This window comes from Streptomyces sp. NPDC001927 (assembly GCF_053594455.1).
The window spans coordinates 137,979-151,563 of the sequence record NZ_JBSFEN010000005.1; the positions used below are offsets into that span (position 1 = coordinate 137,979).

Sequence of the window (13,585 nt, forward strand, 5' to 3'; positions counted from 1 at the left end):
GAGGGAAAGGCCACACATCGTGACTGAGATCGAGATCGGGCGCGGCAAGCGCGGCCGCAGGGCGTACGCGTTCGACGACATCGCCGTCGTACCGAGCCGGCGCACCCGGGACCCGAAGGAGGTCTCGATCGCCTGGCAGATCGACGCCTACCGCTTCGAGCTCCCCTTCCTGGCCGCCCCCATGGACTCGGTCGTGTCGCCGCAGACCGCCATCCGGATCGGCGAGCTGGGCGGCCTCGGCGTCCTGAACCTCGAAGGCCTGTGGACCCGGTACGAGGACCCGCAGCCGCTGCTCGACGAGATCGCCGAGATGGACGAGGCCACCGCGACCCGCCGTCTCCAGGAGATCTACGCCGCTCCGATCAAGGAGGAGCTGATCGGGCAGCGCATCAAGGAGGTGCGCGACTCGGGCGTCGTCACCGCCGCCGCGCTCTCCCCGCAGCGCACCGCGCAGTTCTCCAAGGCCGTCGTCGACGCCGGCGTGGACATCTTCGTCATCCGCGGCACCACGGTCTCCGCCGAGCACGTCTCCGGCGCGGCCGAGCCGCTGAACCTCAAGCAGTTCATCTACGAGCTCGACGTCCCGGTCATCGTCGGCGGCTGCGCCACGTACACCGCGGCCCTGCACCTGATGCGCACCGGCGCGGCGGGTGTCCTGGTCGGCTTCGGCGGCGGCGCGGCGCACACCACGCGCAACGTGCTGGGCATCCAGGTCCCGATGGCGACCGCGGTCGCCGATGTGGCCGCGGCCCGCCGCGACTACATGGACGAGTCCGGCGGCCGGTACGTCCACGTGATCGCCGACGGCGGTGTGGGCTGGTCGGGCGACCTGCCGAAGGCGATCGCCTGTGGCGCCGACTCGGTCATGATGGGCTCCCCGCTGGCCCGCGCGACGGACGCGCCGGGCAAGGGCCACCACTGGGGCATGGAGGCCGTCCACGAGGACGTGCCGCGCGGCAAGCTGGTCGACCTGGGCATCGTCGGTACGACCGAGGAGATCCTCACGGGCCCGTCGCACTCCCCGGACGGCTCGATGAACTTCTTCGGCGCCCTGCGCCGCGCGATGGCGACGACGGGTTACAGCGAGCTCAAGGAGTTCCAGCGCGTCGAGGTCACGGTCGCGGACTCGCAGCACAAGCGCTGACGCGTTCTCGTTCGTAGGCGCTTCTCGTACGTACGGAGAGGGGCCCCGCACCGGGTGGTGCGGGGCCCCTCTCCGTCTTTTTGGCGGGTGTCAGAGGCGGTGGGCCGCGCCCGCCGGGGTGGCGCCGCGGGTGTCGAGGAGGAGCTGGGCCTTGACCGCCAGGCCCTGGAGGTCGTACGTGCGGTGGTGCTGCAGAAGCACCGTCAGGTCGGCGTGGGCGGCGGCCTCGTAGAGCGAGTCCGCGCGGGGGACCGGGAGGTCGCGGACGCGCCAGTCCGGGACGTGTGGGTCGTGGTAGCTGACCACGGCGCCCAGGTCCATGAGGCGGCGGGCGATCTCGTCGGCCGGGGAGCTCTCGCGGTCGGCGAGATCGGGTTTGTACGTGACGCCCAGCAGAAGCACCCGGGCGCCCCGGGCGGACTTGCCGTGCTCGTTGAGGAGGGTCGCCGAGCGCTGGACGACGTAACTCGGCATGCGGTCGTTGACCTGGCTCGCCAGCTCGACCATGCGGAGCGGGCGGTGGGGGCCGATGGTGTCGACGGGGACGCCGTGGCCGCCGACGCCGGGGCCGGGGCGGAAGGCCTGGAAGCCGAAGGGCTTGGTCTCGGCGCAGCGGATGACGTCCCAGAGGTCGACGCCGAGCTCGTGGCAGAGCACCGACATCTCGTTGACCAGGGCGATGTTGACGTGCCGGAAGTTGGTTTCCAGGAGCTTGACCGTCTCGGCCTCGCGCGGGCCACGCGCGCGTACCACCTTGTCGGTGAGCCGGCCGTAGAAGGCGGCTGCGGACTCCGTGCAGGCGGGGGTGAGGCCGCCGATGACCTTGGGGGTGCCCGCGAAGCCGTGGGCGCGGTTGCCGGGGTCGAGGCGGCCGGGGGAGTAGGCGAGGTGGAAGTCGCGGCCCGCGCGCAGCCCGGAGCCCTCCTCCAGGACGCCCCGCAGCACACCTTCGGTGGTGCCGGGGTGGACGGGCGATTCGAGCAGCACCGTCGTGTGGGGGCGCAGCCGGGCGGCGAGGGCGCGGGCGGCGTCGAGCACGGCGGTCAGGTCGAGGGTCCGGTCAGGGCCGAGCGGGGTCGGGGCGCAGATGACGGCGGTACGGACCCGGCCGAGTTCGGCCGGGTCGGTGGTGGGCCGGAAGCCCCCCGAGAGCATCCGGCGGATCTCCGATGCGGTGAGCGAGCCGTCGACGGGCGAGCGGCCGGCGGAGAGTTCGGCGACGGGGCGCGGATCGGTGTCGTAGCCGATGGTGTTGACGCCGGCGGCGATCGCGGCCTGGGCGAGGGGGAGTCCGATGTGGCCGAGGCCGATGACGGCGAGGTCAGCGGGCATGGGGGGTGGGCCGTCCTTCCCTGTAGCCGGAGGGGACGAGACGCGCAAGCCCGGTGGACAGAATGGGGCGAACGCAATGTCAGACTAGGCGTAAATATGACCGATATGCCGCATTGCGGGGCCAAAGGTCGCCGAGTGTTATCCACAGGCGGTGGCTGAAGTCGGAGGGCCGGGCCAGAATCGAGTCTGTGGTGCCCGATCACGCGGGGGACGACGGGAGGCAGCGGTGAGGACAGCGACACTGGGACCGGCCGAGCGCGCCGAGGCGCTCGCGGCGATGGCCGAGCGGGAACTGGACGTGCTGGTCGTCGGAGCCGGAGTGGTCGGCGCGGGGACGGCCCTGGACGCGGTCACGAGAGGACTCTCGACGGGGCTCGTCGAGGCCCGGGACTGGGCGTCCGGCACGTCGAGCCGGTCGAGCAAGCTGATCCACGGCGGCCTGCGCTATCTGGAGATGCTGGACTTCGCGCTGGTGCGGGAGGCGTTGAAGGAGCGCGGCCTGCTCCTGGAGCGGCTCGCCCCGCATCTGGTGAAGCCCGTGCCCTTCCTCTACCCCTTGCAGCACAAGGGCTGGGAGCGGCTCTACGCGGGCTCGGGCGTCGCGCTGTACGACGCGATGTCCCTCTCCTCGGGCCACGGCCGAGGCCTCCCGGTGCACCGCCACCTCTCGCGGCGCAACGCCCTGCGGGTGGCCCCCTGTCTGAAGAAGGACGCCCTGGTCGGCGCGTTGCAGTACTACGACGCCCAGATGGACGACGCCCGCTTCGTCGCCACCCTCGTCCGGACGGCCGCGAGCTACGGCGCGAAGGTCGCCAGCCGCGCGCGGGTCGTCGGCTTCCTGCGCGAGGGCGAGCGGGTGGTCGGCGCCCGGGTCCAGGACGTCGAGGCGGGCGGCGAGTACGAGATCCGCGCGAAGCAGCTCGTGAACGCGACCGGGGTGTGGACGGACGACACCCAGGCGCTCATCGGGGAGCGCGGGCAGTTCCACGTCCGGGCCTCGAAGGGCATCCATCTGGTCGTGCCCAAGGACCGGATTCACTCCAACAGCGGACTGATCCTGCGGACCGAGAAGTCCGTGCTGTTCGTGATCCCGTGGGGACGGCACTGGATCGTGGGCACCACCGACACCGACTGGGACCTGGACAAGGCCCACCCGGCCGCCTCCAGCGCCGACATCGACTATCTCCTGGAGCATGTGAACAGCGTCCTCGCGGTGCCGCTCACCCGGGACGACGTCCAGGGCGTCTACGCGGGCCTGCGGCCCCTGCTGGCCGGCGAGTCGGACGCCACGAGCAAGCTCTCGCGCGAACACACCGTCGCGCACCCGGTCCCCGGCCTGGTCGTCGTGGCCGGCGGGAAGTACACCACCTACCGGGTGATGGCCAAGGACGCCGTGGACGAGGCCGTGCACGCGCTCGACCAGCGGGTCGCCGCCTGCGTCACCGAGGACATCCCGCTCCTGGGCGCCGAGGGGTACAAGGCGCTGTGGAACGCCCGGGCCAGGATCGCCGCCAGGACCGGCCTCCATGTCGTGCGCGTCGAGCATCTGCTCAACAGGTTCGGTTCGCTGACGGAGGAGATCCTGGAGCTCATCGCCGCCGACCCCGGCCTCGCCGAGCCCCTGGCGGGGGCCGAGGACTATCTGCGCGCCGAGATCGTCTACGCCGCCTCGCACGAGGGCGCCCGGCACCTGGACGACGTTCTGACCCGGCGCACCCGCATCTCGATCGAGACCTTCGACCGCGGCACGCGCAGCGCGCGGGAGTGCGCCGAGCTGATGGCGCCGGTGCTCGGCTGGGACGAGCGGCAGATCGAGAAGGAGGTCGAGCACTACGAGAAGCGGGTGGAGGCTGAGCGCGAGTCGCAGCGGCAGCCGGACGACCTGACGGCGGACGCGGCCCGGCTCGGCGCCCCCGACATCGTGCCGATCTGACCCGTTCGGGCGGGTCCGGTACGAACTCCGCGTCCGGGAGGGGACGTTGAGGGCGGGGTGCGGCATCCTGTCCGTACGGGTGTGGAACCCGAAGGGGGCGCGCCCGCGTCGGGTGTCGGAGTGGGAGCGCTTTCCCGCGGGGCCGTCCTCTCGGAGTGCGGACCCGGGAGCGGGAACGGTCCCGGGGTGAGAGACAATGGGCTCTCTTCCAGGGCGGGTTACCGCATCGCGCGGCAAGCGGCGGACGCGGGCGAAGATCAGGGATCGCAGAGGGGACGCATGTCGGAGGCGGAGCAGTCGCGGGACACGGCGCGGGACCCTCGGCGGGACGCCGGCGCGGGTGCCGGAACCGACGGCGACCGGGGCGTGGTCCCCGCGGCACGTGAGGCGGAGCCGGACGTGAAGTCCGGCACGGACGCGGGCACGGACGCGGGTCCGGGCACGGAGTCGGCCGCGGCCGAGAGCGCGGCCGAGGCCGCGCCCGGCGGCGCGGAGAAGACGCCGGAGCCGGAGAAGAAGCCGGAAGCCGAGAAGAAGCCGGAGGCCGAGCGGAAGTCCGCTGCGGCGAAGGCTGACGCGGTGAAGGCCGACGCGGTGAAGGCTGACGCGCCGGGTGCGGAGTCGAAGGCGGCGAAGGCGAGGGCCTCCGAGCCGGCCGACGGCGTGCCGTCTGACGCGCGGCCCGCCGGCGACGAGCGGTCCGAGGCTCGACGCGCCGACGGCGAGTCGTCCGGCGACGCGCAGCCCGCCCGCGGCGGTGGGGCGGCGTTCCGGAAGTCCGGTGCGGGGGCGAGTGGGGGAGTGCCCGCCGAGGGGCGGTTGCTCGCCGGGCGGTACCGGCTCGACGGGGTGCTCGGGCGCGGCGGCATGGGCACGGTGTGGCGCGCGGTCGACGAGACCCTCGGCCGGACCGTGGCCGTCAAGGAGCTCCGCTTCCCCAACAGCATCGACGACGACGAGAAGCGACGCCTCATCACCCGGACCCTGCGCGAGGCCAAGGCCATCGCCCGGATCCGTAACAACGGCGCCGTGACCGTCTACGACGTCGTCGACGAGGACGACCGGCCGTGGATCGTCATGGAGCTGATCGAGGGCAAGTCCCTCGCCGACGCCGTCCGCGAGGACGGCACGCTCACCCCGCACCGCGCCGCCGAGGTCGGCCTCGCCATCCTCGACGTGCTCCGCTCCGCGCACCGCCAGGGCATCCTGCACCGCGACGTGAAGCCGTCCAACGTCCTGATCGCCGAGGACGGCCGGGTCGTCCTCACCGACTTCGGCATCGCGCAGGTCGAGGGCGACCCCTCGATCACCTCCACCGGCATGCTCGTCGGCGCGCCCTCGTACATCTCGCCCGAGCGGGCCCGCGGCCACAAGCCGGGCCCCGCCGCCGACATGTGGTCGCTCGGCGGCCTGCTGTACGCGAGCGTCGAGGGCAGCCCGCCGTACGACAAGGGCTCCGCGATCGCGACGCTGACCGCCGTGATGACCGAGCCCGTCGACCCGCCGAAGAACGCCGGGCCGCTGCTCGAGAAGGTCATCTACGGTCTGCTGGCCAAGGACCCCGACCAGCGCCTCGACGACGCCGGTGCGCGCGTGCTGCTGCGCGCCGTGCTCGACGCGCCCGCGCCGGTCGCCGAGCCGGAGCCGTCGGTCGAGGCCACCAGGGTCGTACCGCTGCCGCCGGTTCCCCCGGAGCCGCCGCGGCAGGCGCCGACCGCCGCCAGGGAGAAGGGTCCGGACGCTGGCGCCGAGCGGATGCGCGGCGCGCTGAAGTCCGTACGGAACGCGGCCGCGACGTCGCGTTCCGAGCCGCGGCCCAAGCCGGAGCCGATCCAGGGGGCGAACAGGCCTGCGCAGCCGCGGGCCTCGCTCACCGACGTCGTACCGCGCCGCACGCTCGTCATCATCGCGGGGATCGTGGTCCTCGCCCTGCTCGGCACCATCCTCGCCGTCGCCCTCGGCGGCGGTGACGACGCCAAGGACAACAAGGGCGGCGGCAAGGGCTCCGACAAGACGGCCTCCGCGGGCGCCACCGCCGGCAACGGCGACACCGCCAACCAGGGCAAGGGCCAGACCCCGAGCGACCCCGGTCAGCAGGGCGGCGAAAAGACGGCCGACCCGGGCTCCGGCTCGGGTTCGGGCGGGCAGACCGGTACGCCGTCCGGGAAGCCCGGCACGGGCGCGCCCGGGACGCAGCTGCCGGCCGGCTACACCATGGTGACGAACAGCCGGTTCCACTTCTCCATGGCGATGCCGTCCACGTTCCGGCTCAACGCCATAGCGGGCCGGAACTCGGGTGGGATCTTCAACGCCGACGGCGGGTACCCGCGCGTTCAGGTCGACTACAACGACAGCCCGAAGGACGACGCGGCCGCCGCGTGGAGCGCGGCCGTGGCCGCCGTCTCCGCCAGCAGCAACGGCTACAAGCACATCGGCATCAAGTCGGTCTCGTACAAGGGGTACCCGACGGTCGCCGACTGGGAGTTCGAGCGCACCGAGAAGGGCATGCGCGTCCGGATACTGAACCGGGGCTTCAAGGTCGACGCCACCCACGGCTACTCGATCATGATCACCTGCAAGGCGGACGAGTGGGACGGCCCCGCGTGCAAGACCCTGCGGGACACGGCGTTCGCCACGTTCAGCCCCAAGGACTGACCGGCGCCACGTATCGTGAGAGGTCGTGGACCGTACGCAGCCGAAAACCATCGCCAACTGTGCGGTCCAGGATCGGAATTGATGGTTTCGCGCGGTCCGCGCGATTCATGAGCTGAGCGGGATCCGTGCGACCCGGGGGACAGCGCGCTCGGTGGGGAGGCGTCGTGGACGACTACGCGGGAAGGGTGCTCGCCGACCGCTATCGCCTGCCCGTACCGCCCGAGGACGCGTACGAACTCGTCGAGACCCGCGCCTTCGACACCTACAGCGGCCAGGAAGTCCTGGTCCACCAGGTGCCGTTGCCCGAGGTGATCGACGCCGAAATGGTCGACGAGGACGGCCGGGGATACGCCCCGCACCGAGCGAGTTCCGGCCGGGCGACCCGGCGGCCCACCGACCCCGCGGTGCGCCGTGCGGTCGAGGCGGCCCAGGCCGCCGCGCAGATCCCCGACCACCCCAGGCTCGACCAGGTCTTCGACGTGTTCGCGGAGGCCGGTTCGCTGTGGATAGTGAGTGAACTGGTCGCGGCCAGGCCGCTCGCCGCGCTCCTCGCGGAGGGGCCGCTGACCCCGTACCGCGCGGCCGAGATCGGTTCCGACGTCCTCACCGCCCTGCGCGCACTGCACGCCCACGGCTGGACCCACCGGAACATCACGCCGAGGACCGTCCTCGTCTGCGACGACGGACGCGTGGTCCTGACCGGCCTCGCGGCGGGCGCGGCGGAGGAGGCCCTGTGCGGCTACGCGCCGGTGCCTTTCGCCGACGAGGACGAGGGCGAGGCGGAGGGCGCGGAGTGGCCCGTCGCCGGGGAGGAGCCGGAACCGGAAGCGGAGGGCGCCGATACCGCCTTCGCCGCGGAGGCGGAGGCGGAGGCGGGTGCGGCTGCGCCCGTCGCGCGCCCCGAGCTTCCCGCGGGTGCCGCCCCGCCCGCCGCCGACGTACGGGCCGCCCGTGCGGGCGCCATCGCGGCGTACCGGGCGGGTGCCCGCGCCGCCGCGCACATCGGCGAGACCGGGGTCGTCCCGGTGCAGCGCCCGACCCCCGAACCCGCCCCCGAGGCCGAACCTCCGTCGCCCTACCCGCCGATGCCACCGGCGCCCGCCCCCGTGCCCGCGCAGGGTCTCGGGCCCGAGCCGCACTGGTGGTCCCAGACCGGGGACGACGAGGACGAGGACGACGTCGACGAGGACGAGTACCCGGCGCCGTACCGCAAGGGGTACGGAGACGAGGGCGGCGGCCCCACGCGCGCGATGCTCGCCGGGACCTGGAGCGACGGCCCGCACGCCTCGCGCGACGGCTCCGGTTCCATCCCCGCGGGCGGCAGCCCCGCGCTGCCCGCGCTCCCGGCCGGCTACACCCCCGCGCAGCTCCCGGACCCCGAGCCCGTCCCCGTGCCCGCACCGGCCTCCGGCGGCTGGGACGGAGCGGCGGCCGCGCCGGGCGACGCGCCCCTGGCCGACTACCGGGGCCCCGCCACCCGGCTCGCCGCCGAACGGGCCCGCCAGGCACGGATCGCCGTCGTCGGCGCCGTCACCGAGCGGTGGGCGCCCGAGCAGGCGGGACCGGTCCACGAGAATTGGCGTCTGGCCCCGCCCATCGGCCCCTCCACCGACCTCTGGGCGCTCGGCGCGCTGCTCTACCGTTCCGTCCAGGGCCACGCCCCGTACCCCGAGGACAACGCCGCCGAGCTCGTCCAGCTGGTCTGCGCCGAGCCCCCGGCCTACGCCGAGGAGTGCGGCCCGCTGCGGCCCGTCGTCGAGTCGCTGCTCCGCCAGGACCCCACCGAGCGCCCCGACTTCGAGGAGCTGAGCGGCTGGCTCCGCTCCCTCGTCCGCTCCGCCCCCGAGCCCGACGCGGGCGTCGGCGTCATACCGCTGCCGTCCGTCGACGAGACGAAGCTGCCGATCGTACGGCGCCGTGGCGAGCTGGTCCGCAGGCGCCGAGGGGGAGCGGCGGGCGGCCGTCACCGCCACCGGAAGGGCGGCGGCCGGCAGGACGTCGGCACCCGCGAGGAGCCGCGGGAGGAGCAGCGCGAAGGCCGGCGACGGGAGTCCCGGCAGGAGTCCCGGCAGGACTTCCGGCAGGAGTTCCCGCAGGAGCACTTCCACGAGGAGCTTCCGCAGCGTGCCCCACGCGCCCCGCGCCCGCCCCGGGCCCCGCGCGGTGCGGGCGCGGGCCCCCGTTCCCCGCGCTCCCTCGGCCTGACGCTGCTCCTGGCGATCCTGCTCCTGCTCGTCGGCGTGATGGCGTACGCCGTGCTGTTCCTGCCCAAGGACGGCAAGGACGGCGCGGACGGGCAGGGGCCCGCCGGGCAGTCCGTGACGCCGACGGGCGGACCGACCTCGGCACCGACCCCCGGGCCGACCGGTTCCAAGCCCGGTTCCACGCCCAGCGCCAAGCCGAGCACCGCGAAGACGACTCCGCCGGCCACCACCGCCAACCCCGGCGCCGCCGGTCTCGCCGCCGGGTACACCCTCCGCAAGGACCCGGAGGGCTTCGAGGTCGGTGTGGCCGAGGGCTGGCGCCGCAGCCCGATCAACGACGCCGGACAAATCCGGTACACAGGGGGCGATTTCGTCCTCGTCGTCGTCCCCGGCCGGGACACCGTGCAGGCCAACGGCTCGGACCCGATGGCGTACCAGCGCACCAAGGAGCGCGAGCTCCAGCCGTGGCGGGACTCCTCCTGGTCGAGTGCGTCCGGTCTGCGCCGCATCGAGGTGGGGCAGCAGGTCATGGCGGTGGGCCAGTTCACCTGGCAGGACACCACGGGGCGTGAGGTCTTCGTCCGCAACCTCGCCCTGATCGAGGGCGGCCGCTACCACGTCGTGCAGGTCATCGGCCCGGAGAGCGAGCGCGACAAGGTCTCCGAGATCTACGACCAGGCGGTGAAGGTCTACCGCGCAACCCGCTGAACCGCTCCCCTCCGAACCGCCGTCGAGCCCCCGTCGGGCCGCCGAAACCGCTCCCCGCCGGTCACAGTGCGGTTCCTTTGCGAGCCCCGAGGTTCCGTCCCCCGTCTCCCCCTCCGTAACCTGTCTTCCGAAGGAACGGGCGGGGGACTGTGGAACATTCTCAGGGCACGGACACGAGCGCGGGGCTGCTGCTGGCCGGACGGTACAGGCTGGGCGAGACCATCGGTCGCGGCGGCATGGGCAAGGTCTGGCGGGCGCACGACGAGGTCCTGCACCGAGTCGTGGCGGTCAAGGAGTTGACGGCGGGTCGGTTCGTCGCCGAGGCCGACCGGCTCGTGCTGCACGCCCGTACGCAGAAGGAGGCCCGCGCCGCCGCGCGGATCACCCACCCGGGCGTCGTCACGGTCCACGACGTGCTCGAGCACGACGACCGGCCGTGGATCGTCATGCAGTACGTCGACGGGCCCTCGCTCGCGGACGCCGCGAAGGAGGCCGGCACGATCGAGGCGCGCGAGGCGGCCCGTATCGGGCTGCACGTCCTCGGGGCCCTGCGCGCCGCGCACGCCGCCGGAGTGCTGCACCGGGACGTCAAGCCCGGCAACGTGCTGCTCGCCCGCGACGGGCGGGTCCTGCTCACCGACTTCGGTATCGCGGCGATCGAGGGCGACTCGACGATCACCCGGACCGGCGAACTCGTCGGCTCCATCGACTATCTGGCGCCGGAGCGGGTACGGGGCGGCGATCCCGGCCCGGCCTCGGACCTCTGGTCCCTCGGCGCGACGCTGTACACGGCGGTGGAGGGCACCTCGCCGTTCCGGCGGACCTCGCCGATCAGCACCATGCAGGCGGTCGTGACCGAGGAGCCGCCGCACCCGGCGAAGGCGGGCGCGCTGGCCTCCGTCATCGTCGCCCTGCTCCGCAAGGACCCGGCGGAGCGGCCGGGTGCCGACGAGGCCGAGCGGATGCTGCTCGACGCCATGGAGGGCCGTACCCCGGAGGCGGCCCAGGCGTACGTACCGACGCAGACGGTCGGGCGCGACGAGCTGACCTCCGCCACCACCCCGCTCCCGGCCACCCAGGACGACCCGGCGTCCACGGCCACCCCCGGGCCCGCCACCGTGCCCCAGCTCGCCGGTCCCGGCCGCCGTCCCGGTCCCGAGCCCAAGAGCCGTGGCCGGTGGCGTACGGCGGTCCTGGCGGCCGTCCTCGCCGGACTGGTCGCCGGTGGAGCCGTCTTCGCCGCCATGAACTACTCGGGCGGCGGCAAGGGCGCACAGGGCGGCGGCCAGAGCACGCAGCCCTCCGTGACGCCGACGAAAAAGCAGGACACCGTGCCGGCCGGCTGGCGCCGCGTCGAGGACCGCAAGGGCTTCAGCCTGGTGGTGCCCGACGGCTGGAAGCGGCGGGAGGACGGCGACAACGTCGACTACACGCCGGACAACGGCCGCCACCGGATCCGGATCAGCATCGACCCCACGCCCGACTTCGAGAACCCGTACGTGCACGTGCTCGACCTGGAGAAGACGCTGAAGAAGCGGTCCCAGTACCAGCGCGTCTGGCTGAACCAGAACACGTACCGCGACCAGGTCCGTTCCGCCCGGTGGGAGTTCACCTGGCTCGAGAAGCAGAACTTCCCGGGCCCGAGGCACGCCATCGACCAGCTGTACTTCGGGGACGACGGCACCGAGTACGCCATCTTCATGGCCTCGCCGGAATCGAGCTGGGAGACGACCCGGGAGCAGTTCGACGTCGTCCTGCGGCACTGGCGGGCCCCGGGCGAGAAGACGGACTGAGGGATACGGAGCGCGCGGAAATCGCACTCCCGGCCGACCGTAAGCCCCTGATCAGGGCTTATATGCCAGCGATCGCTGGCGCGATTGTGCGCACCCGGTGAAAACGCATTACCGACGGGTACCCAAAGGGCGTTCCGCGGCCTACCCTCGCCCTCATGACGGACTCGCAGGCACTCACCACCCCGGCCACCGCCGCCGGCACGAACCCCCTCGCGCCCTCGCCGGCCGGTGCCCGCACCGCCGCCGACGTGGTCACGCCGGAGGTGGTCGCCCAGCTCACCCGCGGCGTCGCCGGTTCCGGCCGCACCGCGAACCACACCCCCTTCACCGGGGAGAAGCTGGCCGACCTGCCCGAGTCCACCCCCGAGGACGTCGCCGAGGCCTTCGCCCGCGCCCGCGCCGCCCAGGGCGCCTGGGCCGCGACCCCCGTCAAGGCCCGCGCCGCCGTGCTGCTCCGCTTCCACGACCTGATCCTCGAGCGCCAGGCCGAGGTCCTCGACCTCATCCAGCTGGAGACCGGCAAGGCCCGGCTGCACGCCCACGAGGAGATCCAGTCGGTCGCGGTCGCCGCCCGCCACTACGGCCGCAAGGCCGCCTCCTACCTGCGCCCCAAGCACCACACCGGCGTGGTGCCGACCCTCACCAAGGTCACCGAGCTGCGCCAGCCGCGCGGTGTCGTCGGCCAGATCGCGCCCTGGAACTACCCCCTGGAGCTGTCCGTCGGCGACGCGCTGCCCGCCTTCGTCGCCGGCAACGCGGTCGTCATGAAGCCCGACACCGAGACCGCGCTCACCGCGCTCTGGGCCCGTGACCTGCTCATCGAGGCCGGTCTGCCCGCCGAGGTCTTCCAGGTCGTCATCGGTGAGGGCCCGGTCGTCGGCCCCGAGGTCGTCAAGCACGCCGACTACGTCTCCTTCACCGGCTCCACCCGTACCGGCCGCCAGGTCGCCCAGGGCGCCGCCGCCCGGCTCGTCGGCGTGACCCTCGAACTCGGCGGCAAGAACGCCATGCTCGTCCTCAAGGACGCCGACATCGAGAAGGCCGCCGCCGGCGCCGTCCGCGCCTGCTTCTCCTCCGCGGGCCAGCTCTGCATCTCCATCGAGCGGCTGTACGTCCACGAGTCGATCGCCGACGACTTCGTCGCCCGCTTCGCCGCCCGTACGAAGGCGATGCGCCTCGGCAACTCCCTCTCCTACGGCGCCGACATGGGCTCCCTCGTCGGCGAGCGGCAGCTGGAGACGGTCACCAAGCACGTCGAGGAGGCCGTCGCCAAGGGCGCCAAGCTCGTCGCGGGCGGTGTCGCGCGCCCCGACATCGGCCCGCTCTTCTACGAGCCGACCATCCTCGACGGCGTCGAGGCCCCGATGGCCGTCTGCACCGAGGAGACCTTCGGCCCGGTCGTCTCCATCTACCGCTTCAAGGACGAGGACGACGTCGTCGAGCTGGCCAACGGCACCCCGTACGGCCTCAACTCCTCCGTCTGGACGAAGGACTCCCGGCGCGGCCACGCCGTCGCCGCCCGGCTGCGCACCGGCACCGTCAACATCAACGAGGGGTACGCGCCGGCGTACGGCAGCGTCCAGGCGCCGATGGGCGGCATGAAGGACTCCGGGCTCGGCCGCCGCCACGGCTCGGAGGGCATCCTCAAGTTCACCGAGGCCCAGACCGTGGCCCAGCAGCGGCTGCTGCCGCTCGCGCCGTCCTTCGGGATGGACGACGAGAAGTACGCCGCCTTCATGAGCCTGTCCCTGAAGGCGATGAAGGCCCTGCGCCTGCGCTGACGCCCACCTGCGCCGACGCGCACCGCCCGATTCCG

7 protein-coding genes are annotated in these 13,585 nt (G+C 73.2%); 6 read left to right on the plus strand and 1 reads right to left on the minus strand.

Features of this window, described 5'->3' with window-relative positions; all coding sequences use genetic code 11:
* Nucleotides 1-19: 19 nt before the first annotated feature.
* The gene (locus tag ACWCO8_RS14605; protein WP_315891650.1) at nucleotides 20-1,144 is read left to right on the plus strand and encodes a GuaB3 family IMP dehydrogenase-related protein; all 1,125 of its coding nucleotides are present in this window, start codon (nucleotides 20-22) and stop codon (nucleotides 1,142-1,144) included.
* A 90-nt stretch (nucleotides 1,145-1,234) separates the two neighbouring features.
* Here ACWCO8_RS14605 and ACWCO8_RS14610 read toward each other — a convergent pair whose 3' ends face one another.
* A complete protein-coding gene (locus tag ACWCO8_RS14610; protein WP_451032500.1) occupies nucleotides 1,235-2,476 on the minus strand; it encodes a nucleotide sugar dehydrogenase in 1,242 nt (413 codons plus the stop codon).
* A 226-nt stretch (nucleotides 2,477-2,702) separates the two neighbouring features.
* Between ACWCO8_RS14610 and ACWCO8_RS14615 the strand changes: the two genes are divergently transcribed.
* From ACWCO8_RS14615 to ACWCO8_RS14635, 5 genes are all read left to right on the plus strand, one after another.
* Nucleotides 2,703-4,409: a glycerol-3-phosphate dehydrogenase/oxidase gene (locus ACWCO8_RS14615; protein ID WP_451032501.1), complete on the plus strand. Its 1,707-nt coding sequence runs from the start codon at nucleotides 2,703-2,705 to the stop codon at nucleotides 4,407-4,409.
* A 279-nt stretch (nucleotides 4,410-4,688) separates the two neighbouring features.
* Nucleotides 4,689-7,064, plus strand: coding sequence for a protein kinase domain-containing protein (locus tag ACWCO8_RS14620; RefSeq protein ID WP_451032502.1), 2,376 nt, complete (start codon nucleotides 4,689-4,691; stop codon nucleotides 7,062-7,064).
* A gap of 164 nt (nucleotides 7,065-7,228) precedes the next feature.
* Nucleotides 7,229-9,976: a protein kinase gene (locus ACWCO8_RS14625; protein ID WP_451032503.1), complete on the plus strand. Its 2,748-nt coding sequence runs from the start codon at nucleotides 7,229-7,231 to the stop codon at nucleotides 9,974-9,976.
* Between the two features lie 149 nt (nucleotides 9,977-10,125).
* On the plus strand, nucleotides 10,126-11,769 hold the full coding sequence (locus tag ACWCO8_RS14630) for a serine/threonine-protein kinase (RefSeq protein ID WP_451032504.1): 1,644 nt from the start codon (nucleotides 10,126-10,128) through the stop codon (nucleotides 11,767-11,769).
* A gap of 155 nt (nucleotides 11,770-11,924) precedes the next feature.
* Entirely contained in the window at nucleotides 11,925-13,550 is a 1,626-nt protein-coding gene (locus tag ACWCO8_RS14635) for a succinic semialdehyde dehydrogenase (RefSeq protein WP_362013736.1), read from the plus strand.
* Nucleotides 13,551-13,585: the final 35 nt, after the last annotated feature.

What these genes read in the sequence shown, in the direction of transcription:
- ACWCO8_RS14610 (WP_451032500.1), bottom strand. Translation starts at nt 2,476, where the DNA reads ATGCCCGCTGACCTCGCCGTCATCGGCCTCGGCCACATCGGACTCCCC.
- ACWCO8_RS14620 (WP_451032502.1), top strand. Translation starts at nt 4,689, where the DNA reads ATGTCGGAGGCGGAGCAGTCGCGGGACACGGCGCGGGACCCTCGGCGG.
- ACWCO8_RS14635 (WP_362013736.1), top strand. Translation starts at nt 11,925, where the DNA reads ATGACGGACTCGCAGGCACTCACCACCCCGGCCACCGCCGCCGGCACG.